This window comes from Micromonospora palythoicola, from assembly GCF_036689795.1.
Classification (GTDB): Bacteria; Actinomycetota; Actinomycetes; order Mycobacteriales; family Micromonosporaceae; genus Micromonospora; species Micromonospora palythoicola.
This window is the reverse complement of record NZ_JBAGKI010000052.1, coordinates 1-23,996: the sequence shown is the minus strand read 5'-3', so window position 1 is coordinate 23,996 and position 23,996 is coordinate 1. Positions and strand designations below refer to the sequence as shown.

The following is a 23,996-nucleotide window of genomic DNA, read 5'->3' as shown; positions in this document are numbered from 1 at the left end:
CCTCACAGGTAGCCCGTGGCGCGGTGTGTGGTGGCGGCCGACATGGTGACGGCCGCCGAACGGCGTCGACGAGGGCAGCCCCAGGACCGCCGCTGACGCGGCGAGAACCGGAGGTCACCGTGCAGGAGATTCTCGAAGCCATCATGGCCGCGGACGGGTCGGCCGACCCGGCGCGCGAGTTGGCCGGCGTCGCCGGACTGCCGGTACCGGAGAGCTACCGGGGCGTGGTCGTCCGGGCCGAGGAGACCGGGATGTTCGACGGCATGGCCACCCGGGACAAGGACCCCCGCAAGGCCCTGCACCTGCAGGAGGTGCCGACGCCGGAACTCGGCCCGGGAGAGGCGCTCGTCGCGGTGATGGCCAGCGCCATCAACTACAACACCGTCTGGACCAGCATCTTCGAGCCGCTGTCCACCTTCAGGTTTCTCACCCGCTACGGCCGCACCTCCGAGCTGGCCCGTCGGCACGACCTGCCGTACCACGTGGTCGGTTCCGACGCGGCGGGAGTGGTGCTACGGGTCGGTGCCGGGGTGAGCCGCTGGCGTCCGGGCGACGAGGTGGTGGCCCACTGTCTGTCGGTCGAGCTGGAGGACGCGGCCGGTCACGACGACACGATGCTCGACCCGCAGCAACGGATCTGGGGGTTCGAGACCAACTTCGGTGGCCTGGCCGAGCTGGCCGTGGTCAAGGCCAACCAGCTGATGCCCAAGCCGGCGCACCTGAGCTGGGAGGAGGCGGCCAGCCCCGGGCTGGTCAACTCGACCGCGTACCGGCAGTTGGTGTCGCACCACGGCGCGAACATGAAGCAGGGCGACGTGGTGCTGATCTGGGGCGCCTCGGGCGGGCTGGGCGGCTACGCCACCCAGCTGGCGCTCAACGGCGGCGCCATTCCGGTCTGTGTCGTCTCCTCCGCGGAGAAGGCGGAGCTGTGCCGACGGATGGGCGCCGAGCTGGTCATCGACCGCTCCGCCGAGGGCTTCCGGTTCTGGTCGGACGAGGAGACCCAGAATCCGGACGAGTGGCGTCGCTTCGGCGAGCGGATCCGGGAACTGACCGGCGGCGAGGACCCGGACATCGTCTTCGAACACCCGGGCCGGGAGACCTTCGGCGCCAGCGTCTACGTCGCCAAGCGCGGTGGCACCGTCGTCACCTGCGCGTCCACCAGCGGCTTCCTGCACCAGTACGACAACCGCTACCTCTGGATGCACCTCAAGCGGATCGTGGGCAGCCACTTCGCCAACTACCGCGAGGCGTGGGAGGCCAACCGGCTGGTGGCGCTGGGGAGGATCCACCCCACCGTGTCGAGGACGTACCCGCTGGAGCGGACCGGCCAGGCCGCGTACGAGGTGCACCGCAACGCCCACCAGGGCAAGGTCGGCGTGCGCTGTCTGGCCCCTGCGGACGGACTCGGCGTACGCGACCCGGAGCTGCGCGACCGCCACGTCGAGGCCATCAACCGGTTCCGTGGACACTGACCTGACGGCCGAGGCGCCGGTGGCCATTCGGTGATCGCCGATTGGCTTTCCACACGGGCGGCCCGACACCCATTCGTGTGACAGAGCGACGCGGAAACAAAGGGGCCGTGCGTGATCCCGCCACGGCCCTTTTCCACGTCACGCTCCGTGCCATCCGGCTCGCCCCGGAGCTGGCAAGATCGCCTGTCGACCCGGTGGTCGACCACCGCCCGGAGTTGACCATGTAATGCGGACGGCAAAGGGCGGCACGCTCTTGCGAAGCACCCCAGGGAGTCTGCCAGTATGTCCCAATGCCCCAGCAGCAGTCCTCCCCTCTCGCGTTCTTCGATAACGCGAACTCGCAGCCAGATTTCACGGTTGGCCTGCGCGGATACAACACCGGTCAGGTCGACGACTTCATCGGCCGGCTCAACGCCGCGCTGAGCCAGGCCAACAAGGACCGCGCCGACGCCGAGCAGGCGCTCAACGACGCGCAGCGCCGGCTCCGGCAGTCCGAGCAGCGGCTCACCGCCCTCGAGCAGAAGCTCACCGACACCAGCAAGCAGCTGGAGGAGAACAGCCGGCCCACACTGTCCGGCCTCGGCACCCGTGTCGAGCAGATCCTCCGGCTCGCCGAGGAGCAGGCCAACGATCACCGCAACGAGGCCAAGCGCGAGTCGGAGGGCATCCTCTCCGCCGCCCGCCTCGAAGCGCGGGAGATCACCGACAAGGCGCGTGCCGAGGCCGCGGCCATGAAGGCGACCGCCGAGCGGGAGGCGGGCAACGTCCGCACCGCCGCCGAGCGCGAGGCCGCCGAGGTGCGCGTCCAGGCCCGACGCGAGGCCGACACGCTGCGCGCCGACGCGGATCGGGAGACCAAGCAGCTGCGTACGGTGACCGCCCACGAGGTCGCCGAACTGAAGTCCACCGTGGAGCGCGAGGTCGCCACCCTGCGGGCCACCGCCGAGCGCGAGATCACCCAGCAGCGGGCCAAGGCCGCCCGCGAGGCCGAGGAGAAGCGCGCCGAGGCGACCAAGCTGCTCACCGACGCCCGCGACAAGCGCGACAAGGATCTCCAGGCCCTGGAGCTGCAGCTCGCCGAGCGGCGGGAGAAGGCCGAGCGCGAGGAGTCGGAGCGGCACGCCGCCCAGGTCGCGCAGACCCAGAAGCTGGTCAACGAGGCCGAGCAGCGGGCCCGCGCCGCGCAGGACCGGGCCAAGGAGATCGAGCAGCGCGCCGAGGCCCGCCGGGTCGAGTCGGAGCGCAACGCCACCGAGACGGTGGAGAAGGCCAAGGCCCTGGCTGAGCGGACGCTCAACGAGGCGCGCGCCGAGTCGCAGCGGCTGCTCAGCGAGGCCCGCACCGAGGCCGAGCTGACCACCCAGGCGGCCAGCCGCGAGGTCGAGGACCTGACCCGGCAGAAGGATGCCGTCACCGCCCAGCTCGTCCAGATCCGTTCCAGCCTCGCCGGCCTCGCCGGTCTGGTGCCGGGGGTGGCCGACGCGGTGGTCGCCAAGGTCGAGGCCACGAAGGCGGAGGACACCAAGGCGGAGGGCTCCGAGAAGCCCGTCGCCGCCGAGTCGGCCAGCTGAGCCGCCTCCCGTACCGGGGCATGATTTACGGCGTGAGGTGACACCGGGACACCGGTGGCACCTCACGCCGTCATGCGTCCCACACCCGCTGCGATCCGTGTGAAGTACCTCCAATCCACGGCGTCCGTATCGCCCCAGGAGGGCCTGATGCGTGTGAGGATGGGGGCATGTCGCACGGCGAGGAACTGTTCGCGCTCGGCGGGGACGTGACCACGGAGCCCAGCTTCGAGTCCGCCCTGCGGGGGTACGAGAAACGACAGGTCGACCGATACGTCGCTCGTGCGGAGCACGAGATCGCCGCGCTCGCGGCCGAACGGGAACAGGCGTACACCCAGATCCACAAGCTGGCCGGTCAGGTCGAGGTGCTGCAACGTGACCTCGCCCAGGTGCGCAAGCAGGTCGGGGTCGTCGACCGGGCCGCCTTCCGGCATCTCGGGCCACGGGTGGAGCAGATCCTGACGCTGGCCGAGGAGCAGGCCGAGGACATCCTCTCCGCCGCCAACGAGGAGATCGAGGCCCGGCGGGCCGCCGCCGAGCACATCATCGAGGAGGCCCGCGTCGCGGCGGCCACCGCGCTCAAGGATTTCGAGATCGCCCTGGCCGCCCGCCGGGCCGAGGAGGAGCGGCAGGCCGCCGCTCGCCGGGCCGAGTCGGAGGCCGCCGCGAAGTCGGCGAAGGAGGAGGCCGCCCGGCTGCGCAAGGCCGCCCAGGAAGCCCTGGAGCGGGCGCAGCAGGAGGCCACCCAGCTACGGGACGCGGCCAAGGAGATCCACAGTCGGGCCCAGCAGGAGGCGACCAAGCTGCGCGACGCGGCCCGCGAGGCGCTCGCCACCGCCCAGCAGGAGGCGACCCAGCTGCGCGACGCCGCCAAAGAGGTGCACGCGAACGCCCAGCAGGAGGCGCGACGGCTGGTCGACCAGGCCACCGAGGCGGGCCGGGCCACCCATGCCAAGGCCCAGCAGGAGGCCAAGCAGATCATCGACGACGCCGCCGAGGCCGGCCGGGCCGCCCGTAACAAGGCCCGCCAGGAGGCCGAGCGGCTGAGCACCCAGGCGACCGAGGCGGCCAAGCGCACCCGCGCCGAGACCGAGGCGTACGCCCAGCGGATGCGCGGCGAGACCGAGGCGTACGTGCAGCACGCCCGGGCGCAGGCGCAGCAGGAGCTGGGCGCCTGGCGGGCCGGGGTGGAGCAGGAGGTGAACAGCCGCCGCGAGGCGGCCGACCGGGAACTGACCGAGCGCAAGGCCACCGTCGAACGCGAGTTCACCGCCCGCCGCGATCAGCTCGAGAAGCAGTACAAGACCCGCAACGCCGAGCTGGACGAGCGGATCCGCACCCGTACCGCCGAGCTGGAGTCCGGCTTCGAGACCCGGCGGTCCCAGCTCGAGTCCGAGTACACCGCGCGGAAGAACGAGATCGAGCAGGGCGCCGACCAGATCCGCCAGGCCGCCGAGCAGGAGGCCGCCGCGGTGCGCGGGCGGGCCGAGGAGCAGGCCGGTGAGCTGCTGCGCCAGGCGGAGACCGAGTCGGCCACGAAGCGACGCGAGGCCGACGAGTACGTCGCCACCGTCCGGCGCGACGCCGACGAGTACGCCGACACCACCCGGCGGGAGGCCGACGAGCACGTCACCGCCGTACGGCGCGAGGCCGACGAGCACGTCGCGGCGTCCCGCCGCCAGTTCGAGGAGTACGCGGCCACCACCCAGCAGCACCTGGCCACCACCCAGCAGCACCTCGCCGCCACCCAGCAGGAGGCGGCGGCCAGCCGGCAGCAGCTCGCCCAGGTGATGTTGGAGATCGCCAAGGCCCAGCAGCAGCTCGCCGACCTGCGCCAGGAGACGTGGAAGTCCCGGCAGGAGTCCGACGAGCTGGAGCGCAAGCTGCTCGGCCTGCGGCTCCAGGCCACCTCGGCTCCCGCCGCGTCGGCCGCACCCGCGGTCGCCGCCCCGGCCACGAACGGGGCACGCCCCACCGGCGTCTCAACGAACGGTGCTCGACCCTCCGGCGACGATGCCCCGGCGGCGGGCGGCCGGTCCGGTGACCGTCCGGGCGGGGACGATGCCCGTCCGGTGACGAAGCCGGTGGCGGAACCGGTCACCACCGTGGCGGACCCCGCGCCGGCCCGCCCGGCGGCCGAGCCCACAAGCGCCGACGGCGGCACGGCGAGCGACGGACTGGACGGCGAGCCGACGGTGGCGGCGGTTCCCGGCGAGGGTGGCCGAGGCGCCACCCCGACGAAGATCACCAGCACCGGCGAGAACGGCAAGCGCCCCACCAAGCCGACCACGGACGAGCGCACCGCCAAGCCCAGCAAGGTCACCTCCGACTGACGCCGCCCAGCCGACCCCAGCGGCGATCATGCAGTTGTGGCGGCTACAAAGCGGTCCACAGCGGACAAATCAATTGCCATGACTGCATGATCGGCGGGTGGGTGTGGGGTGGTGGCGGGGTCTGGTCCAGGCGAGCCAGTCGCGCCGCCCCGCAGGGCCAGGGCTGCCCGTCGGTACGGCAGCACCACGTCGGCCGCAACGGCGTGTGTGGCGGTCGACCTGGTCGGGCCGCGCGCTCAGCTGACACAGCAAGCTCCGGGAGGACGGCTCCCGGATGCGGCTGTCGTGGCCAGGGCAGCGACAGCCGCACCCGGAGCGGGTTCGGAAGGGCCGCCCACAGGGGGATTGCGGGCGGCCCCCGCCTGAACCCGTCCGCGCCCTCCGGGCAACGAACGAATCCGGCATGGCTGACAGTGTGGTGACGGGACCACTACTGTCGGAAGGCATCGAGGCTGGTGGTGGCCCTGGTGCGGGAGCCGGAGGCCGCCGAGGAATGCCGAGTGGTTCTCGGCCGGCGATTGTGGAGGCAGTGTGGAGCAGACCACGGCGGACCTGATCCGGTCCCAGCTACGCCGGCTACGCGTCACCGCCGGGTTGAGCCAGGAGGAGTTCGGGAAACTGGTGCACTACTCGGCGTCGATGGTCTCCGCCGTCGAGACCGGCGCCCGGCCGTACGATCGTCAGCTCCTGGCCCGGGCCGACGAGGTGCTGACCTCCGGCGGCCTGCTGGGGTCGCTGCTGCGGATCGCCGAGCGGGAGGGGCAGCCGTCCTGGTTCCTGCCCTGGCTGGACGCCGAACGCCAGGCCCGGCAACTGCGGGTCTTCCAGCCGACGCTGGTCCCCGCGCTGCTCCAGACCGAGGGCTACGCCCGCGCGGTGATCCGTTGTGACGACCTGCTCAGCGACGACGAGGTGGAGCAGCGGGTGGCCGCCCGGCTGGACCGGCAGGCCATTCTCGACCAGCCCGACCCGCCGCAGCTCGTCGCGGTCGTCGACGAGGCGATCCTGCACCGGCGGGACGAGCGCTTCCGGACGCTCATGGCACACCAGATCGAGCACCTGATCGCCTGCGCCGAGCGCCCGAGCGTGAGCGTCCACGTCGTACCGCTCAGCGTCGGGCTGCACGTCGGCCTTTACGGGTCGTTCTCGCTGGCCAGGGGTGCGGACGGTGGCTGGGTGGCGAGCCAGGAGACCCAACTGACGGCGTCACCGACCGACAACGAGGCGAATCTGGCTACCCTGTTGGCGCGCTGGGAGACGGTGCGCAACGAGGCACTGTCCCGCCAGCAGTCGATCGCACTCCTCAACGAGATGGTGAAGTCATGGCCCTGAACGGCGCGACCTGGCGCACCGCCACCCGCAGCGGCAGCACCGACTGTGTGGAGGTGGCCGACAACCTGCCCGGCCTGGTGGCCGTCCGGGACAGCAAGGACCGCCGGGGTCCGGTGCTCGCGTTCACCCCGTCGACCTGGCGGTCCTTCGTCGCAACGCTCAAGCGGACCTGACTCGCGCAGCTGCTCGCGCTGAATCACCCACGCCCTCAGCTCGACAGCGTGCCCGCACCATCACCACGAGGCGACGGCACTACCCTGCCGAACAGGGCCGCCGGCTCGCCGGCCCGGTGGGCTCACTCCGACCCGGCGGCACCGCCGGAACAGCCGACGGGGAGACCTGATGGCGCGACACGAACCCGATGAGGCCGAGCCGAGACCGGCCGAGCGGGAGCGGCACGACTCGAAGCCGCCAGGGGCAGCGCCGGGGGTCGACGAGGCGACCGGCGCGACGCAGCAACGTCCGGTAGGTGCCGATGCCGGCCGCTTCGGCACCCCCGGGCGACCGCTGCGGCGCAACAGTTTCCTGGTCGGCTTCACCGGTGCGCTCGGCGTACTGCTCGCGTACGCGGTCTATCTGGGGGTGCGCAACGCCGCGGGGATCCTGGTCCTGGTGGTGATCGCGCTCTTCCTCGCGGTGGGCCTGCACCCGGCGGTGGTCCGGTTGCGGTCCTGGGGGTTCCCGCGCGGGTTGGCCGTGGCGACGGTCGTGCTGATCGTGCTGGCGCTGCTGGCGGCCGGGGTGCTGGCGTTGGTGCCGCCCATCGTCACCCAGTCAGGGCAGTTCGTCGAGCAGTTGCCGAGCTATCTGGAGTCGCTGCGCCGCAACGAGACGGTGAACGACCTGGTCGAGCAGTTCGACCTGATGCGCCGCGCCCAGGAGGCGACCAGCGCGGATATGGTCGGCCGGGCGTTGGGCGGGGTGCTCGGCGGGGCACAGCTGGTGTTCGGCACCGTCTTCCGGGTGCTCACCGTGCTGGTGCTGACCATCTACTTCCTGGTCTACTTCGACCGGCTCCGCAACCTCGGGTACGCGTTGGTGCCGCGTTCCCGTCGGCAGCGGGTGCAGCTGATCGGTGACGAGATCCTGACCAAGGTCGGGGCGTACATGGTGGGCGCGCTCGCCATCGCGGTGCTGGCCGGGGCGAGCACCTTCGTGTTCGCGCTGGTCGTCGGCCTGCCGTACCCGTTCGCCCTGGCGGTGGTGGTCGCGGTGACCGACCTCATCCCGCAGATCGGCGCCACCCTCGGTGCGGTGATCGTCAGCCTGGTCGGCTTCGCCACCGATCCCTCGGTCGGCATCGCCTGCGTGATCTTCTTCGTGGTCTACCAGCAGGTCGAGAACTACCTCATCTACCCCAAGATCATGCGGCGGTCGGTGCAGGTGAACGAGGTCGCCGCGCTGGTGGCCGCGCTGCTCGGGGTCTCGCTGGTGGGGGTGATCGGCGCGCTGATCGCCATCCCGACGGTCGCCGCCATCCAGCTCATCCTCCGTGAGGTGGTCCTTCCCCGCCAGGACGCCCGCTGACCTGCCGGGCCAGGGCGGACCGGCAGAGACCCGCCAGCGCGGTTCAGTCGGCCTGGCGCTGCGGTGGGCCCGACACCGGAACGTCGGCGAACGCGGCGACCGTCCGGTCGGCGTACGCGCTGGCGTCGCCGGTCTCCATCGGGCCGTCCCAGGTGGTCGGCAGCGGCACCGGCACCGCCGGGTTGACCCGCCGCACCACCTCGTCCAGCGCGGTCTCGGCGTCACCGACCCAGAGGTGCTTGGCGCCGGGCACACCGACCACCTCCGCCTGCGGGATCGCCGCGAACCGCTCGCGGGCCTGCTCCGGGCGCAGATAGTCGTCGAACTCCGGCACCAGGGCGGTGACCGGCTTGCCCGACTCGGCCCACTGGGCCAGGTCGGACGGGCCGGAGTAGCGCAGCGGCGGGGAGAGCAGGATCGCGCCGGTCACCGCCGGGTCGCAGCCGTAGCGCAGCGCCAGGTCGGTGCCGAACGACCAACCCAGCAACCAGACGTTCGGCAGTTCGTGGAACTCGGCGTACTCGATGGCGGCGGCGACGTCGAAGCGCTCGCCGACGGCGGAGTCGAAGCTGCCCTCGCTGGTGCCGCGCACACTGCTGGTGCCCCGGGTGTTGAACCTGAGCACGGCCACGTCGGCCAGGGCGGGCAGCCGCCAGGCCGCCTTGCGGAACACGTGGCTGTCCATCATTCCGCCGTGGGTCGGCAACGGATGCAGACAGACCAGGGTCGCGGCCGGCTCCCGGTCGACCGGGCGGGCCAGCTCGCCGACCAACCGCAGGTCGTCCGCGGTGTGCAGCTCGATGTCCTCTCGATGCCCGGGCAGGATCGAGGAGGCACGGATCGGTGCGCTCATGCCTCCAGTCTCCCGTTCCGCCGCCCCCGCTGGATCACCGGGGCCCGACGGTCGCGGGCCCGCCAGCAACCGGTGTGCCAGTGCCGGCGGTCGGTGAGGTCGCCCCGGCCGTCCGCCGGCCAGGCCACGACGTGCGCCACACCGGGCCGGATCTCCTGGTCGCAACCGGGGCAGCGGTACGTCTTGGTGGACGAGCCGCCGCTGATGCCGCGCACCTGCCACTCCCCGTCCCGCCACTGCTGGACCGCGGCGACGCCGTGCCGGGCGCGCTCGGCGTCGAGGCGCACCGCGTCGTCGCGGCGGGGACGGTTACGACGGGGACTCACGTCGTCAAGCGTACGGTCGAGCCGGCGCGACCCGGTCAGCGGCGGGTGTGGTCGCGGAACCCCCGACCGGTCTTGCGGCCCAGGTAGCCGGCGGTGACCAGGTGCTCCAGCAGCGGTGCCGGGGCGAACCCGGGCTCGCGCAGCTCCAGGTACAGCTCCCGCTGGATGGCCAGCGCCACGTCCAGGCCCACCACGTCGAGCAGCTCGAACGGCCCCATCGGGTAGCCACAGCCCAGCTTCATCGCGTGGTCGATGTCGTCGGTGGTGGAGTAGCTGGCCTCCAGCATCCGCACCGCGTCGTTGAGATACGGGAACAGCAGCGCGTTGACGATGAAACCGGACCGGTCGCCACAGACAACCCCGGTCTTGCCCAGCGTGGCGCTGACGGCCTGCGCGGTGGCGACGGTCTCGGCGGAGGTACGGATCGTCCGGACGATCTCCACCAGCGGCATCGCCGGGGCCGGGTTGAAGAAGTGCAGACCCACCACGTCGGCCGGGCGCTGGGTGGCCATCGCCATCTCGATCACCGGCAACGACGAGGTGGTGGTCGCCAGCACCACGCCCGGCTTGCAGATCTCGTCCAGGCTGGCGAAGAGGGCCTTCTTGACGCTGAGTTCCTCGACCACCGCCTCGACCACCAGGTCCACGTCGGCCAGGTGGTCCAGCGTCGCCGACCAGTTGACCCGCCCGAGCGCGGCATCCCGGTCGGCCTCGCTGAGCCGGCCCCGGACCACGCCCTTGTTGAGCGACGTCCGCACCGCCTCGAAGACCTTGGCCGACTGCTCCGCGCCCCGGGTCACCGACACGACCTCGTAACCGGCGGTGGCGAAGACCTCGATGATCCCGGTCGCCATGGTCCCGGAACCCACGATGCCGATCTTTGTAACAGCCTGGTCGCACGCCGCCGGTTCCGTCGTGGTCGGCGTCTGCTCGTCCGGTACGACCTTCGGCGAGCCGGGCCGCTCGTAGGTGTAGAAACCCCGGCCGGACTTCCGCCCGAGCAGCCCGGCGGTCACCATCTGCTTGAGCAACGGCACCGGGGCGTGCCGGCGGTCCCGGCCACCACGCCGGTACATGGTGTCCAGGATCTCGTACGCGGTGTCCAGGCCGATCAGGTCCATCAGCGCGAGCGGACCCATGGGCAGTCCGCAGCCGAGCTTCATGGCCGCGTCGATGTCCTCGCGGGTGGCGTACCGGGACTCGAACAGGTCGACGGCGTGGTTGAGGTAGCCGAAGAGCAGGGCGTTGGCGATGAACCCGGCCCGATCGCTGATGGTGACGTCGACCTTGCCGAGCCGCTTGCAGAGCGCCTCCACGTCGGCCACCACGTCGGCGGAGGTGACCACCGTGCGTACCACCTCGACCAGTTTCATCACCGGTGCCGGATTGAAGAAGTGAATGCCGACGACCTGGTTGGGGCGCGCGGTGGCCACGGAAATCTCGGTCACGCTCAGCGACGAGGTGTTGGTGGCGAGGATGGCCTCGGGCTGGCAGACGCGGTCCAGCTCGGCGAAGAGCCGCTGCTTCAGATCGAGGTGCTCGGGTACCGCCTCGATCACCAGGTCCACCGAGTGCAACGCCTCCAGCCCGACGGCGAAGGTGACCCGGCCCAGCAGCGCGTCCCGGTCGGCCTCGGCGAGCTTGCCCCTGGCCACCGCCCGGTCCGTCGAGCCGGTCAGATTGGCCCGCCCACGGTCGAGCGCGCCGTCGGAGATCTCCACCGCCACCACGTCGATGCCGTTGCGGGCGAAGACCTCGACGATGCCGGCACCCATGGTGCCCAGACCCACCACACCCACGCTGGTGAACTCGCGCGTCACGACCCGGCCTCCCCTGTGCGCAACGACACGGCCGGACATTAACGGCCGCTAAGGTTATGCGCGCGAGTCTGCCATGTGACGCACCGTTGTCGAGGCGTCGTGGCACATGTCACCGATGTCCCGGTTTACCCACGCGACCCGGTCAGCGGTCGCGGTTCTCCCGCGCGACTCGGTCGGCATTCGACCGGGCCCGGGGTCGGGAGCGGATCCGGGTCAGTCGGGATCGACCCCGGCGAGGGCGAGCAGTTCGGCGACGAACTCCGCCGGGCGCTCCAGGTGTGGGCTGTGCCCGCAGCCGGACAGCACCACCTCCCGGTAGCTGCCGCCGGTTCCGGCGTACCGGTCGAGCACCGCGCGGGTCTGCCCGATCATCGGCTGCGGTGGGCACTCCTGCGCCCCGGGCCAGCCGGGCACCACGCCCAGCGCCCCCAGCTGCGCCAGGTCGAACAGCGAGGTGTCCGAGACGATCACGTCAGCGTCACCGCGGATCCAGGTGACCGGGGGCTTCGGTGTCACGGCCACCAGTTCCTCGGCGACCCGGAACCGCGCCAGCGCGTTGAGCACGCCACGACCGCCCGGCGCGCTACCCGGCCAGTTCGGCGAGCTCACCGCGTCGCCGGGGTAGTTGTCCGGGCCGGTGGCGGTGGAGAGCACGCTGTCGAGCAGCAGTTCCTCGTCGTCGCCGAGGCAGGCGGGGTCCGCCACGTAGGCCGCCCGCAGCACGCTGCGCGGGCTGGTCCGGGCCTCCGCGCTGCGGTCACCGGCGGCCAGCCGCGCGACGAAGTCACCGTTCGCCGTGCCGGCGCCGGAGCCGGCCAGGTCGGGCGTGGTCGGCGTGCCGGCCACGTCGCGGGTGGCGCCGAAGCCGTACGGGGACACCGGTGCCGCGAGCAGCAGCCCGGCGATCCGGTCGGGGTGGTCCACCAGCAGGCGCATCGCCACTCCGCCGCCGAGCGAGTGGCCGACCACCACGGGCCGGGCGCCCTCGGCGAAGAGTGACGGCTCGTCGAGCAACGCCGCCACGTCGTCGGCGAAGTCGGTCAGGCCCCGGGTGGCGTCGACCGGGGCGGTCTGCGTGGCCCCGTAGCCCCGCAGATCCGGCGCGACCACCCGCAGGGTCGCCGGCAGGCGGCGCACCAGCGGCTCCCAGAAGGCGGCCGAGGAGCAGTTGCCGTGCACGAGCAGCACCGGCACGCCGTCGACGGGTCCGGCCACCCGGAGGGTCTGGGTGATTCCGTTCGCGGTGACGTCGCGCTGCTGGCTGTCCATCCGCGGCATGCTGCCACGATCGACACCGCCGGTCCATATGGCCGGCACCTACGGGGCCGAGCCCCCTTGGGTGGCGGACACCCACGCGTCCTGGCCGGAACCGGTGGCGGAAACCACGCGTGCAGGGCCGGCGTGCAACAGCCGGGCCCGGCACAGGGACCGATACTCGGTCGTCAGCGGTGGACGCCGACCACCGCCGCCGGGTCCGGCACGCCGGCCTGCCCGGGCACCACCGGTGTCGCGAGCGTGGCGGGCAGCGGTCGGACCGGCCGCCGCTCCTGGCGCGGCAGTTCGAAGCTCAGACCCACCGGATCCGTGCGGGCCACGCCCGGGTCGAAGAACCTCAGCTCGGTACCGCCGATCCGGATCACGTCGCCGTCACTGAGTCGGACGACCTCGGTCGCTCGGAGGTCGTTCACCCAGGTACCGTTCGTGGACCCGAGATCCACCAGCGAGGCACCCTCACCGGCCCGCCAGATCTCGACATGCCGCCGGCTCAGATGCGGGTCGTGTACCACGATGTCGACCGCCGGATCACGGCCGATCACCTGCGGCCGGCGCGGCAGCCGGAAGCGCCATCCCCGCATCGGCCCGGCAGCCACCGTCAGCAGCGGCATCAGTTGCGGATGTTCCTCCATGGACGGTCAGCCCCTCCACCGTGTGACGATCCCGGGTCAGCGTTTCACCACCCGGTGTCCACCTCCACCATCCAGCCGGATGCGTACCGGTAACCGTCCGGGTGCTTTGTGTTCACATATTCCACGGCACCCGGCGACGGAACTACCGGGCGGCACGAGCGGTTCGTCCGATTCAACCGTCCGGACGGCTGGGAGGATTCGCCCGTTTCCCCACCCCTACCGGCGAGTAATTCTCGCGTCTAGACTTCCGCCATGACGGCTGTGCTACCCCCCGGCACCCCAGCGGTCCAGGGCAACCACCTGATCTCGACCAGCCCGGCGTCCGGCGACGAAGCCGGGCGCGTCCCGGTCGCCACCGCGGTCGACGTTGAACGCGCCGTCGAGCGGGCCCGCGCCGCCGGCCAGTGGTGGGCGGGGCTCGGTTTCACCGGGCGACGGGAGCGGCTGCTGCGCTGGCGGCGGCTGCTCGCCCAGCGGATGGAACAGTTGGCCGCCCTGATGCACGCCGAGGGCGGCAAGCCGATCGCCGACGCACTCGTCGAGATCGTGACCACCGTGGAGCACGTGGACTGGGCGGCCCGTAACGCCCGGCGGGTGCTGGGCCCCCGGCGGGTCCGCTCGCGGCTCGTGCTCGCCGAGTTCTCGGCCCACCTGGAGTACCAGCCGCACGGCGTGGTCGGCGTGATCGGTCCGTGGAACTATCCCGTCTTCACCCCGATCGGCTCCATCGCGTACGCGTTGGCGGCGGGCAACGCGGTGGTCTTCAAGCCCAGCGAATACACCCCGGTCGTCGGTCAGTGGCTCGTCGACAGCTTCGCCGAGGTGGTGCCCGAGCATCCGGTGCTCGCCGCGGTGCACGGACTCGGCGACGTCGGTGCCGCCCTGTGCCGGTCCGGGGTCGACAAGCTCGCCTTCACCGGCTCGACGGCCACCGCGAAGAAGGTGATGGCGGCGTGCGCCGAGTCGTTGACCCCGGTGCTGGTGGAGGCCGGCGGCAAGGACGCCATGATCGTGGACACCGACGCCGACCTGGACGCCGCCGCCGACGCCTGTGTCTGGGGAGCGATGACCAACGCCGGGCAGACCTGCATCGGCATCGAACGGGTCTACGCCGTGGAGCCGGTCTTCGACGCGTTCGTCGACAAGGTCGTCGAGCGCGCCGGGCGGCTCACCGTCGGCCCCGACCACGCCGACATCGGTCCGATCACCATGCCCAGTCAGCTCGACGTGATCCGGCGGCACATCGAGGACGCGGTGGCCCGCGGCGGTCGGGCGGTGCTCGGTGGACCGGACGCGGTACGCCCGCCGTACGCGCACCCGACCGTGCTGGTCGAGGTGCCGGAGGAGGCTGCCGCCGTACGCGAGGAGACCTTCGGCCCCACCCTGACCATCAACCGGGTCCGCACCGCCGACGAGGCGCTCGCCCGGGCCAACGCCCTGCCGTACGGGCTCGGTGGTTCGGTCTTCGGTCAGCGGCGCGCGGTCGCGATCGCCCGGCGGTTGCGCTCCGGGATGGCCTCGGTCAACTCGACACTCACCTTCGCCGGCATGTCCACCCTGCCGTTCGGCGGGGTCGGCGAGTCCGGCTTCGGCCGCATCCACGGCGAGGACGGGCTGCGCGAGTTCGCCCGGGCCAAGGCCGTCACCCGCCGCCGGGGGCGTTCGCTGCTGCCGTCGACCACCTTCGAGCGCACCGAGGCCGACGTGAGCCGGCTGGTGAAGGCGGTCAAGCTGCTCTACAGCCGGTGACCGGCTAGAAGAGCGTCAGTTCGTCGCGCTCGATGCCGCGCAGCCGGTCGTAGTCGACCACCACGCAGCGGATTCCCCGGTCGGTGGCGAGCACCCGGGCCTGCGGCTTGATCTCCTGCGCGGCGAAGACCCCGGCGACCGGCGCGAGCAACGGATCACGGTTGAGCAGTTCCAGGTAGCGGGTGAGCTGCTCCACACCGTCGATCTCGCCACGGCGCTTCACCTCGACGGCCACCGTGCCCTGGTTGGCGTCCCGGCAGAGCAGGTCGACCGGGCCGATCGCGGTCATGTACTCGCGCCGGACCAGGGTGTACCCGTCACCCAGCGCCCCGGGATTGGCCGCCAGGAGTTCCTGGAGGTGGGCTTCCACGCCGTCCTTGCGCAGGCCGGGATCGACACCCAGCTCGTACGAGGTGTCCTGGAAGATCTCCTCCAGGGTGATCCGCAGCTCCTCGCCGGCCTTGTTCACCACCCGCCAGACGCCCGGGGCCTCCTCCAGCCGGCACGGCGGGCTCATCCAGTTCAACGGCTTGTACGCCCGGTCGTCGGCGTGGATGGAGACCGATCCGTCCGCCTTCACCATCAGCAGCCGGGTGGCCGGCGGCAGGTGGGCCGAGAGCCGTCCGACATAGTCCACCGAGCATTTCGCAATCACCAACCGCACCCGAGCAGGGTAGCGGAGTCACCGGGCGTCGCCACCGAGCGGCGCTGGCGCGCCGGTGCCATGCTGGGCTGGTGCTCGAAGTGCTCACCGGTACCGGCCTCGCCGCCTCGGCGGGGCTGAACGCCTACATTCCGTTGCTGGTGACGGGCCTGCTGGCCCGCTACACCAGCGTGATAGACCTGCCTGGCGGGTGGCAGTGGCTGGGCAACGAGTGGGTGCTGGGCATCCTCGCGGTGCTGCTCGTGGTCGAGGTCGTGGCGGACAAGGTGCCTGTGGTGGACCACGTCAACGACATGGTGCAGACGGTTGTCCGGCCGACGGCCGGCGGGCTGGCGTTCGGGGCCGGTTCGGCGTCCGAGACGGTGACGGTCAGCGACCCGGACAGCTTCTTCGCCAGCGGCGGCCAGTGGTTGCCGGTGCTGGTCGGGGTGCTCATCGCGCTCGGCGTCCATCTGCTGAAGTCGACCGCGCGGCCGGTCATCAACGCCACCACGGCCGGCCTGGGTGCGCCGGTGGCGAGCACCGCCGAGGACGCCACGAGCGTGGTCATGTCCCTCGTCGCGATCATCCTGCCGGTGCTGGTGCTGGCGTTCCTGGTCGGTCTCGTGCTCGTCCTGCCGTGGCTGCTGCGTCGCCGCGCGGACCGGCGTCGGGAACGGCAGGCGGCACGCGAGGCGGGCTTCCGCGTCTGAGCCCGGGCCGCCGGCTCGACCGAATCCCCTCCGCAACCCGCCCTAAAGCCTAAAATTGGGGCAATCAACGGAGGAGGTTGGGTCATGACCGCAGCAATGGAGATGCCCCGGGTCCAGGAGTGCGTGGTCGCCGCGTGCGCGTACAACCACACCGGCGACTGCCACGCCTTCGCCATCACCATCGGCAGCATGGACCACGCCCACTGCCACACCTTCATCGAGATGCCCGCCGTCCGGGCGGGTCTCGACGGGCAGATCGCCCAGGTCGGGGCGTGCCAGCGCGCCGACTGCCGGCACAACGAGCAACTGGAGTGCCAGGCACCGGCGATCCGGGTCGGCCCCGACGCCGACATGGCCGACTGCATGACCTACGACCACCGCTGAGCGTGCCGTCCGCGCGGATCCCGGCGACCCGCCGGGGTCCGCGCGTCACAGCTCGTTGGCCTGCCGGATGACGGTGACCAACTCGTCGATGATCTCGGTGAGCGCGAAGTCCTTCGGGGTGAACACCCGGGCCACCCCGGCCGCGCGCAACTTCTCGGCGTCCCGGGCGGGAATGATGCCGCCGACCACCACCGGCAGATCCGGTCGGCAGGCGGCCCGCAACCCGTCGAGCACCGCCGGCACCGCCGCCAGGTGCGAGCCGGAGAGCACGGAGAGCCCGACCAGGTCCACGTCCTCCTCCACCGCGGCGGCCACGATCTGCCCGGCGGTGAGCCGGATACCCTGGTAGACCACCTCGAAGCCGGCGTCGCGGGCGCGGACCGCGATCTGCTCCGCGCCGTTGGAGTGCCCGTCCAGACCGGGCTTGCCGACGAGCAGTCGCAGCCGCGCGTTGCCCAGTTCCCGAGCGGTGGCGGCGACCCGGGCGCGGACCTCGGCCAGCCCGTCGTCACCGCCGCTCGCGGACCCGCCCACCAGGCCGGTGGGCGCCCGGTACTCGCCGAAGACCTGGCGCAGAGCCGCCGCCCACTCCCCCGTGGTCACTCCCACCCGAACGCACTCCAGCGTGGCCGTCATCAGGTTGGTCGTGGTCGCGGCGTCCGCGCGCAGCCGGGCCAGCGCGGCGTCCACGGCCGCCGCGTCGCGGTCGGCTCGCCAGGCGCGTACGGCCGCCGAGGCGGCGATCTCCACGGCGGGGTCGACCTGCTCGACCGCCTCGGCACCGGCGGCGGTCAGCGGCGACGGTTCGGTCTCGGTGAACCGGTTGACGCCGACCACCACGTCGCTGCCGGCCTCGATCCGTCGCCGCCGATCGGCCAGGGAGGCCACCAGGGCGCTCTTGAGGTAACCGGTCTCCACGGCGGCGACCACGCCGCCCATCTCCAGCACCGTCGCCAGCTCGGCACGGGCGCCGGTGACGATCTCGTCGACCAGCGCGGTCATCACGTGCGAGCCGTCGAACAGGTCCGGGTACTCCAGCAGGTCCGACTCGTAGGCGAGCACCTGCTGCATGCGCAGCGACCACTGCTGGTCCCAGGGTCGGGGCAGGCCGAGCGCCTCGTTCCAGGCCGGCAGCTGCACCGCCCGTGCCCGCGCCTGACGGGAGAGGGTGACCCCGAGCATCTCCAGCACGATCCGCGGCACGTTGTTCTCCGGCTGCGCCTCGGTCAGGCCGAGGGAGTTGACCTGCACGCCGTACCGGAAGCGACGCTGTCGCGGGTCCGTCACGCCGTACCGGTCGCGGGTGAGCTGGTCCCACAGCACGCCGAACGCGCGCATCTTGGCGATCTCCTCGACGAACCGCACCCCGGCGTTGACGAAGAACGACATCCGCTGCACCACCTCGCCCATCCGCCGCGCCGGCACCTGGCCGCCCGCGCGCACCGCGTCGAGCACCGCCACCGCCGTGGCCAACGCGAACGCCACCTCCTGCACCGGCGTGGCCCCGGCCTCCTGGAGGTGGTACGAGCAGATGTTCACCGGGTTCCAGCGCGGCATCTCGCGCAGCGTGTACGCGATCACGTCGGCGGTCAGTCGCAGCGAGGCGGCCGGCGGGAAGATGTGCGTCCCCCGGGACAGGTACTCCTTGATGATGTCGTTCTGGGTGGTGCCGGCACAGCGGGCCAGTTCGGCACCCTGTTCGGTGGCGACCGTGCCGTAGAGGCCGAGCAGCCACATCGCCGGGGCGTTGATGGTCATCGAGGTGTTCATGTCGGCCAGTGGGATGCCGTCGAAGAGCGCCCGCATGTCACCCAGGTGCGACACCGGGACGCCGACCCGGCCGACCTCGCCGGTGGCGAGTTCGTGGTCGGGGTCATACCCGGTCTGGGTGGGCAGGTCGAAGGCGACCGACAGGCCGGTCTGCCCCTTGGCCAGGTTGCGACGGAAGAGCGCGTTCGTCGCGGCGGCCGAGGAGTGCCCCGCGTATGTCCGCATCACCCAGGGACGGTCCCGCTCCGGCAGCCGGCCCATGAGTGCCTTCTCGTCCATGGCCGGGAGTCTAAGTTACCGTTCAGTAGAACGGATTGTGCAAAACCACACAGCCTCCGCCACCCCCGGTGCGGACGCCAGGTCACGGCGGGCCGCACACTTGACGGCATGAGTGACGACGTCGCGATCCGCGTCCGAGGGCTGCGCAAGACGTACGGCGGCAGTCCCGCGGTCGCCGGGCTGGACCTGGACGTCCACCGGGGTGAGGTGTTCGCCCTGCTCGGGCCGAACGGCGCCGGCAAGACCACCACGGTGGAGATCCTGGAGGGCTACCGCCAGCGCGACGCCGGCGAGGTACGCGTTCTCGACGTCGACCCGGCCAACCCGACGCGCGACTGGCGGGGGCGGGTCGGCATCGTGTTCCAGGGCACCGGCGAGTTCGACGAACTCTCCGTCGCCGAGGTGGTGCACCACTTCGCCGGCTTCTACCCCGACGCCGACGATCCCGACAAGGTGATCGAACGGGTCGGGCTGACCGCCAAGGCCCGCGCCCGTACGCACACCCTCTCCGGCGGCCAGAAGCGCCGGCTCGACGTGGCGCTCGGCATCATCGGCCGCCCGGAACTCCTCTTCCTGGACGAGCCCACCACCGGCTTCGACCCGGAGGCCCGGCGGGAGTTCTGGGAGCTGATCCGTGATCTCGCCGCCGCCGGCACCACGATCGTGCTGACCACGCACTACCTGGACGAGGCCGAGGCGCTCGCCGACCGGGTGGGCGTGATCGCCGGCGGCCGGCTGGTCGAGGTCGCCGCACCGAACCAGCTCGGCAACCGGCAGGAGGCGCTGGCCACGGTCTCCTGGCGTACTCCGGACGGCACGCCGGACAGCGCGCAGAGCGCGACGCCGACGGCGCTGGTGGCGGATCTCGCCGCGCGGTTCGGCGGCGAGGTGCCCGGCCTGACCGTCACCCGGCCCACCCTCGAGGACATCTACCTGACGATGATCGGACACCGATGACCACCACGACGAGACCGGCGGAGCCGGTCACCGCGGCAGCTCCGGCCCGGCGGATCGGTCCGGCCGGCCTCGCCCTGCGGCAGGGGCGGCTGGAGATCCGGCAGTTCCTGCGCAGCCGCGAGTCCGTCGTGTTCACGCTGGGCTTCCCCCTCATCATGGTGCTGATCTTCGCGTCGATCTTCGACGAGGAGATCGCCCCCGGGGTGAGCTACACGCAGTACTTCATCACCGGCATGATCGCGACCGGCCTGATGACGGTCAGCTTCCAGAACCTCGGCATCTGGATCCCGATCGAGCGGGATCGGGGGGTGCTCAAGCGCTACCGGGGCACGCCGATGCCGAAATGGGTCTGGTTCGCCGGCAAGGTGATCATGGTGCTGGTCACCGGCGTCGTGATGACCGCGCTGCTGCTCGCGGTGTCGGTGACGCTGTTCGACCTGGAGCTGCCGACCACCACCACGGCCTGGTTGACCTTCGGCTGGGTCAGCGCCCTGGGGGTGACCGCCTGCACGCTCTGCGGCATCGCCATCTCGTCGCTGGCCCGGACCGCCCGCAGCGGCTCGGCGGTGGTCACCCCGGTCGCGCTGGTGCTCCAGTTCATCTCCGGGGTGTTCTTCGTCTTCACCAACCTGCCGACCTGGATGCAGCAGGTGGCGGCGCTGTTTCCACTCAAGTGGATGTGCCAGGGGCTCCGGGCGGTCTTCCTGCCGGAGAGCTTCGGCGCGGACGAGCCCGGCGGCTCGTTCGAGCTGACCCGCGTCGCCGTGGTGCTGGGCGTCTGGTGCGTGATCGGCCTGGTGCTCTGCCTGACCACCTTCCGGTGGACCACCCGCCGCGACGGCTGAGCCACGGGGAGGGCCGCACGGCCCTCCCCACAGCTGCGTCAGTACGAGTAGAAGCCCTGGCCGGTCTTGCGGCCCAGGTCGCCGGCGGTGGCCATGCGCTGCAACAGCTCCGGCGGGAAGAACTTCTCGTCGGCCGTGTCGGTGTAGATGTTGCGGGTCGCGTTCAGCAGCACGTCGACACCGGTCAGGTCGACGGTGGCCAGCGGGCCCATCGCGTGCCCGAAGCCGAGCCGGCAGGCGGTGTCCAGGTCCTCGGCGGAGATCACGCCGGCCTCGACCAGCTTGACCGCCTCCATGGCCAGGGCGCAGATCAACCGGGTGGTGACGAAGCCGGCAATGTCGCGGTTCACCACCACGACGGTCTTGCCGATCTCCTCGGCGAAGGCCCTCACCCGCTCCAGGGTGGCGTCGCTGGTCTTGTAGCCGCGCACCAGCTCGCAGAGCTTCATCATCGGCACCGGCGAGAAGAAGTGGGTGCCGACGACCGCCTCCGGGCGCTCGGTGGCCGTCGCGATCTGGGTCACCGGGATCGCCGAGGTGTTCGTGGCCAGCACCGCGTCCGCCTTGCAGATCTTGTCCAGCGCGCGGAACACCTCGTGCTTGATCTCCAGCTTCTCGAAGACCGCCTCGACGACGATGTCCGCGTCGCCGGCCGCCTCCAACTCGGTGGTGGTGGTGATCCGCCCGAGCGCCGCCTCGACCTCGTCGTCGGAGAGCTTGCCCTTCTCGGCGAACTTCGCCAGCGACCGCCGGATGCCGTCCAGACCACGCTTCGTCGCCGTCTCGTCCAGGTCCCGCAGCACCACCTGCCAGCCGGCCTGCGCCGCCACCTGGGCGATGCCCGAACCCATCAGACCGGCACCGATGACCGCGAGTCGACCCGCCATGCTGCTACTCCCTCGCTGCGAATGAGTGTCTGCCTGCACCCTAGTCGGCGAGCCTGAACGATGGCTAAGTCACTCAGATGGTCAGCTCGGGTTCCTCCGGCGCGGTCGCCCGCTCCACCTCGATGCCCAGCGCCCGCAGGTCGGCCACGAAGTCGGGATAGCCCCGATCCACGTGGTGCACGTGGGACACCTCGGTCACCCCGTCGGCGCAGAGCCCGGCGATGATGAGCCCGGCGCCGGCCCGGATGTCGGTCGCCCGCACCGGCGCGCCGGAGAGCTGCTCCCGGCCGCGTACCACCGCGTGATGCCCGTCGGTCTTGATGTCCGCGCCCAGCCGCATCATCTCGTTGGCGAACATGAACCGGCCGTCGAAGATGTTCTCGGTGATCAGCGAGGCGCCCTCGCTGAGCGCGGCGAGCCCGATCGCCATCGGCAACAGGTCGGTGGCGAAGCCCGGATAGGGCAGCGTCACCACGTCCACCGCGCGGGGGCGCTCGTCCATCCGTACCCGGAAGCTGTCCGCCCGGGTCTCGACCATGCCGCCGGCCGTCACCACCTTGTCGAGCGCGACCTCCAGGAACGCCGGGTCGAGGCCGGTCACGGTCACGTCGCCACGGGTCATCGCCGCGCCGAACGCCCAGGTCCCCGCGACGATCCGGTCCCCCACGGTGGCGTGCCGGACCGGACTCAGCCGAGGTACGCCGACGATGGTGATCGTCGAGGTGCCCTCGCCGTCGATGAGCGCACCCATCCGCTGGAGCATCGTGCAGATGTCGACGATCTCGGGCTCCCGGGCCGCGTTGTCGATCACGGTGGTGCCCTCCGCCAGCACCGCCGCCATGACGAGGTTCTCGGTCGCCCCGACGCTGGGGAAGTCCAGCACGATCTCCGCGCCCCGCAGCCCGTCGGGGGCCGAGGCGATCACGAAGCCGTGCTCGCCGGAGATGTCGGCACCCATCCGGGTCAACCCGGAGATGTGCATGTCCAGACCCCGGGAGCCGATCGCGTCACCGCCCGGATGGGCCACCCGCACGTACCCGCGTCGGGCCAGCAACGGGCCCAGCACGCAGATCGACGCCCGCAGCCGGCGGACCAGGTCGTAGTCGGCCTCGACGCCGGGCTGCTCCGGCACGTCGATGGTGACCGAACGGGACCGGGCCACCCCGCCGACCGCCACCATCGGGTCCACCGGATCGTCGGCGTCGAACCGCACGCCGCAACCGAGGCGGCGCAGCACCTCACCCATGATCGCGATGTCGGTGATCCGGGGCACGTTCGTGATCACCGTACGACCGGGCGCGAGCAGCGCGGCGGCCATCAGCTTCAACGCCGAGTTCTTCGCACCGACCACGTGCACGGTGCCGGCGAGCCGGGCACCACCACGCACCCGGATGACGTCGACGTCGGCGAGCGCGGCGTCACCGGCGTCACCCGGGCCGACGCCCGCCGGCCAACCCGCGCCGGCGTCCGGCCGGGACGGAATCGTCAGGTCCGGTATCCGTAGGCTGTGCGTCATGGCCGTCCACCTCACGCGCATCTACACCAAGGCCGGCGACGCCGGCATGACCAGGCTGAGCAACAACGAGCAGGTGCCGAAGAACGATCCGCGGATCGCCGCGTACGCCGACGTCGACGAGTGCAACGCCGCGCTCGGCGTGGCACTCGCCCTGGGCCAGCTACCCGACGAACTCCGCGCGGTGCTGGGGTCGATCCAGAACGACCTGTTCGACGTGGGCGCCGACCTGTCCACGCCCGTCGAACCGGACCCGAAGTACCCGCCGCTGCGGGTGACCGAGGAATACGTCGAGCGCCTCGAGGGCTGGTGCGACGAGTACAACGCGCGCCTGAGCAAGCTCGACTCCTTCATCCTCCCCGGCGGCACCGCGGGCGCGGCGCTGCTGCACGCGGCGCGGACGATCGCCCGGCGCGCCGAGCGGTCGGCGTGGGCCCTCATCACCCACGACCCCGACCGGACCAGCCACCTCCCGGCCAAGTATCTCAACCGGCTGTCGGATCTGCTCTTTATCCTGTCAAGAACGGCAAATCCGGACGGAGACGTGCTATGGGTACCCGGCGGAGGCCGGTGACCTTCGGTGCCCTGCACCACGTGGAGGTCTGGGTACCCGACCTGAACGCCGCAATGCGTAGCTGGGGCTGGCTGCTCGGTGAATTGGGCTGGACGTCGTTCCAGCAGTGGCCGGTCGGCCACTCCTGGCGACTCGGCCCGACATATCTGGTGCTGGAGGCGTCACCCGCGCTCACCGGCGGGCGCCACGACCGACGCGCCCCGGGCCTCAACCACCTGGCCTTCCACGCCGGCCCGACCGCCGCCGTGGACCGGCTGGTCGAACAGGCGCCGACGTACGGCTGGGAGCTGCTCTTCGCCGACCGGCACCCGTACGCCGGCGGGCCCGACACGTACGCCGGGTATCTGGCGGACGGGCAGGGGTACGAGGTGGAGTTGGTGGCGTCGGGCTGAGCTTGGCCTGTGCTTGTTGGGTGGTTGCGGTTCGGGCTGGTTTTGTCCGGCTCGTTGGGTGGTTGCGGTGGGGGGTGGGGGGGGGGGGGGGGGGCCGCCGGGCGGGGGGGGGGGGGTGAGGAGGCGCGCGCCCGCCGCCGCCCCCCCCA

At 71.6% G+C, this 23,996-nt stretch carries 22 protein-coding genes; 13 read left to right on the top strand and 9 right to left on the bottom strand.

All coding sequences use genetic code 11. The features are described 5' to 3' along the window. The first annotated feature begins 119 nt into the window (after positions 1-119). From ccrA to V5O40_RS20680, 6 genes are all read left to right on the top strand, one after another. Positions 120-1,475 (top strand): crotonyl-CoA carboxylase/reductase, encoded by a 1,356-nt coding sequence (gene ccrA, locus V5O40_RS20705; RefSeq protein ID WP_332907006.1) that lies wholly within the window; start codon positions 120-122, stop codon positions 1,473-1,475. A 290-nt stretch (positions 1,476-1,765) separates the two neighbouring features. Next, positions 1,766-3,046, top strand: coding sequence for a DivIVA domain-containing protein (locus V5O40_RS20700; protein WP_164447617.1), 1,281 nt, complete (start codon positions 1,766-1,768; stop codon positions 3,044-3,046). Between the two features lie 167 nt (positions 3,047-3,213). Next, positions 3,214-5,376, top strand: a complete 2,163-nt coding sequence (locus V5O40_RS20695) for a coiled-coil domain-containing protein (RefSeq protein WP_332907005.1) — start codon at positions 3,214-3,216, stop codon at positions 5,374-5,376. A gap of 531 nt (positions 5,377-5,907) precedes the next feature. Continuing rightward, on the top strand, positions 5,908-6,708 hold the full coding sequence (locus V5O40_RS20690; RefSeq protein ID WP_332907004.1) for a helix-turn-helix domain-containing protein: 801 nt from the start codon (positions 5,908-5,910) through the stop codon (positions 6,706-6,708). Then, complete coding sequence (locus tag V5O40_RS20685) at positions 6,699-6,881, top strand: DUF397 domain-containing protein (protein WP_332907003.1); 183 nt, start codon at positions 6,699-6,701, stop codon at positions 6,879-6,881. Before V5O40_RS20690 ends, V5O40_RS20685 begins: the two co-directional genes overlap by 10 nt. A 169-nt stretch (positions 6,882-7,050) precedes the next feature. Then, positions 7,051-8,235, top strand: coding sequence for an AI-2E family transporter (locus V5O40_RS20680; protein WP_332907002.1), 1,185 nt, complete (start codon positions 7,051-7,053; stop codon positions 8,233-8,235). A 43-nt stretch (positions 8,236-8,278) separates the two neighbouring features. Here V5O40_RS20680 and V5O40_RS20675 read toward each other — a convergent pair whose 3' ends face one another. The 5 genes from V5O40_RS20675 to V5O40_RS20655 all read right to left on the bottom strand — a co-directional run bounded on the left by V5O40_RS20675 (position 8,279) and on the right by V5O40_RS20655 (position 13,141). Beyond that, positions 8,279-9,088, bottom strand: coding sequence for an alpha/beta hydrolase (locus V5O40_RS20675; RefSeq protein WP_332907001.1), 810 nt, complete (start codon positions 9,086-9,088; stop codon positions 8,279-8,281). Then, the gene (locus tag V5O40_RS20670) at positions 9,085-9,375 is read right to left on the bottom strand and encodes a hypothetical protein (protein ID WP_269738708.1); all 291 of its coding nucleotides are present in this window, start codon (positions 9,373-9,375) and stop codon (positions 9,085-9,087) included. The genes V5O40_RS20675 and V5O40_RS20670 overlap by 4 nt, the downstream gene beginning before the upstream one ends. Before the next feature lie 74 nt (positions 9,376-9,449). After that, positions 9,450-11,234, bottom strand: a complete 1,785-nt coding sequence (locus V5O40_RS20665; RefSeq protein ID WP_332907000.1) for a 3-hydroxyacyl-CoA dehydrogenase family protein — start codon at positions 11,232-11,234, stop codon at positions 9,450-9,452. A gap of 213 nt (positions 11,235-11,447) precedes the next feature. Further along, entirely contained in the window at positions 11,448-12,512 is a 1,065-nt protein-coding gene (locus tag V5O40_RS20660) for an alpha/beta fold hydrolase (protein WP_408631913.1), read from the bottom strand. A gap of 164 nt (positions 12,513-12,676) precedes the next feature. After that, positions 12,677-13,141 carry an FHA domain-containing protein gene (locus V5O40_RS20655; protein WP_332906998.1) on the bottom strand — a complete coding sequence of 155 codons (465 nt, stop codon included), beginning with the start codon at positions 13,139-13,141 and terminating at the stop codon, positions 12,677-12,679. Between the two features lie 252 nt (positions 13,142-13,393). Here V5O40_RS20655 and V5O40_RS20650 point away from each other — a divergent pair, with 252 nt between their 5' ends. Continuing rightward, the gene (locus V5O40_RS20650; protein ID WP_332906997.1) at positions 13,394-14,890 is read left to right on the top strand and encodes an aldehyde dehydrogenase family protein; all 1,497 of its coding nucleotides are present in this window, start codon (positions 13,394-13,396) and stop codon (positions 14,888-14,890) included. 4 nt (positions 14,891-14,894) lie between these two features. Here the strand turns inward: V5O40_RS20650 and nucS are convergent, their stop codons facing one another. After that, positions 14,895-15,554, bottom strand: coding sequence for an endonuclease NucS (nucS, locus tag V5O40_RS20645; RefSeq protein ID WP_332906996.1), 660 nt, complete (start codon positions 15,552-15,554; stop codon positions 14,895-14,897). A 71-nt stretch (positions 15,555-15,625) separates the two neighbouring features. On the opposite strand from nucS, the gene V5O40_RS20640 reads away from it, so the two are divergent. Both V5O40_RS20640 and V5O40_RS20635 read left to right on the top strand, forming a co-directional pair. Continuing rightward, positions 15,626-16,246: a DUF4126 domain-containing protein gene (locus V5O40_RS20640; protein ID WP_164447628.1), complete on the top strand. Its 621-nt coding sequence runs from the start codon at positions 15,626-15,628 to the stop codon at positions 16,244-16,246. Between the two features lie 84 nt (positions 16,247-16,330). Next, positions 16,331-16,630 carry a DUF1540 domain-containing protein gene (locus V5O40_RS20635; protein ID WP_210830096.1) on the top strand — a complete coding sequence of 100 codons (300 nt, stop codon included), beginning with the start codon at positions 16,331-16,333 and terminating at the stop codon, positions 16,628-16,630. A gap of 45 nt (positions 16,631-16,675) precedes the next feature. On the opposite strand, the gene V5O40_RS20630 is transcribed toward V5O40_RS20635, so the two are convergent. Beyond that, positions 16,676-18,679, bottom strand: coding sequence for a protein meaA (locus V5O40_RS20630; RefSeq protein WP_332906995.1), 2,004 nt, complete (start codon positions 18,677-18,679; stop codon positions 16,676-16,678). Between the two features lie 108 nt (positions 18,680-18,787). Between V5O40_RS20630 and V5O40_RS20625 the strand changes: the two genes are divergently transcribed. Together V5O40_RS20625 and V5O40_RS20620 are read left to right on the top strand one after the other, a co-directional pair. Further along, entirely contained in the window at positions 18,788-19,636 is an 849-nt protein-coding gene (locus V5O40_RS20625) for an ABC transporter ATP-binding protein (protein WP_332906994.1), read from the top strand. After that, positions 19,633-20,481 carry an ABC transporter permease gene (locus V5O40_RS20620; protein WP_332906993.1) on the top strand — a complete coding sequence of 283 codons (849 nt, stop codon included), beginning with the start codon at positions 19,633-19,635 and terminating at the stop codon, positions 20,479-20,481. Before V5O40_RS20625 ends, V5O40_RS20620 begins: the two co-directional genes overlap by 4 nt. A gap of 38 nt (positions 20,482-20,519) precedes the next feature. On the opposite strand, the gene V5O40_RS20615 is transcribed toward V5O40_RS20620, so the two are convergent. Continuing rightward, positions 20,520-21,368 (bottom strand): 3-hydroxyacyl-CoA dehydrogenase family protein, encoded by an 849-nt coding sequence (locus V5O40_RS20615; RefSeq protein WP_332906992.1) that lies wholly within the window; start codon positions 21,366-21,368, stop codon positions 20,520-20,522. Positions 21,369-21,441: 73 nt separating this feature from the next. Continuing rightward, on the bottom strand, positions 21,442-22,884 hold the full coding sequence (murA, locus tag V5O40_RS20610) for a UDP-N-acetylglucosamine 1-carboxyvinyltransferase (RefSeq protein WP_332906991.1): 1,443 nt from the start codon (positions 22,882-22,884) through the stop codon (positions 21,442-21,444). Here murA and V5O40_RS20605 point away from each other — a divergent pair. Further along, positions 22,883-23,455 carry a cob(I)yrinic acid a,c-diamide adenosyltransferase gene (locus V5O40_RS20605; RefSeq protein WP_332906990.1) on the top strand — a complete coding sequence of 191 codons (573 nt, stop codon included), beginning with the start codon at positions 22,883-22,885 and terminating at the stop codon, positions 23,453-23,455. The genes murA and V5O40_RS20605 overlap by 2 nt on opposite strands. After that, positions 23,431-23,847: a VOC family protein gene (locus V5O40_RS20600; protein WP_332906989.1), complete on the top strand. Its 417-nt coding sequence runs from the start codon at positions 23,431-23,433 to the stop codon at positions 23,845-23,847. The genes V5O40_RS20605 and V5O40_RS20600 overlap by 25 nt, the downstream gene beginning before the upstream one ends. Positions 23,848-23,996: the final 149 nt, after the last annotated feature.

Coding starts and splice junctions, on each gene's coding strand:
- V5O40_RS20660 (WP_408631913.1), bottom strand. CDS start 12,512: ATGCCGCGGATGGACAGCCAGCAGCGCGACGTCACCGCGAACGGAATC.
- V5O40_RS20675 (WP_332907001.1), bottom strand. CDS start 9,088: ATGAGCGCACCGATCCGTGCCTCCTCGATCCTGCCCGGGCATCGAGAG.
- V5O40_RS20605 (WP_332906990.1), top strand. CDS start 22,883: ATGGCCGTCCACCTCACGCGCATCTACACCAAGGCCGGCGACGCCGGC.
- V5O40_RS20680 (WP_332907002.1), top strand. CDS start 7,051: ATGGCGCGACACGAACCCGATGAGGCCGAGCCGAGACCGGCCGAGCGG.
- V5O40_RS20600 (WP_332906989.1), top strand. CDS start 23,431: ATGGGTACCCGGCGGAGGCCGGTGACCTTCGGTGCCCTGCACCACGTG.
- V5O40_RS20685 (WP_332907003.1), top strand. CDS start 6,699: ATGGCCCTGAACGGCGCGACCTGGCGCACCGCCACCCGCAGCGGCAGC.
- V5O40_RS20700 (WP_164447617.1), top strand. CDS start 1,766: ATGCCCCAGCAGCAGTCCTCCCCTCTCGCGTTCTTCGATAACGCGAAC.
- V5O40_RS20655 (WP_332906998.1), bottom strand. CDS start 13,141: ATGGAGGAACATCCGCAACTGATGCCGCTGCTGACGGTGGCTGCCGGG.
- V5O40_RS20695 (WP_332907005.1), top strand. CDS start 3,214: ATGTCGCACGGCGAGGAACTGTTCGCGCTCGGCGGGGACGTGACCACG.
- V5O40_RS20630 (WP_332906995.1), bottom strand. CDS start 18,679: ATGGACGAGAAGGCACTCATGGGCCGGCTGCCGGAGCGGGACCGTCCC.
- V5O40_RS20625 (WP_332906994.1), top strand. CDS start 18,788: ATGAGTGACGACGTCGCGATCCGCGTCCGAGGGCTGCGCAAGACGTAC.
- murA (WP_332906991.1), bottom strand. CDS start 22,884: ATGACGCACAGCCTACGGATACCGGACCTGACGATTCCGTCCCGGCCG.
- V5O40_RS20620 (WP_332906993.1), top strand. CDS start 19,633: ATGACCACCACGACGAGACCGGCGGAGCCGGTCACCGCGGCAGCTCCG.
- V5O40_RS20650 (WP_332906997.1), top strand. CDS start 13,394: ATGACGGCTGTGCTACCCCCCGGCACCCCAGCGGTCCAGGGCAACCAC.
- V5O40_RS20615 (WP_332906992.1), bottom strand. CDS start 21,368: ATGGCGGGTCGACTCGCGGTCATCGGTGCCGGTCTGATGGGTTCGGGC.
- V5O40_RS20635 (WP_210830096.1), top strand. CDS start 16,331: ATGACCGCAGCAATGGAGATGCCCCGGGTCCAGGAGTGCGTGGTCGCC.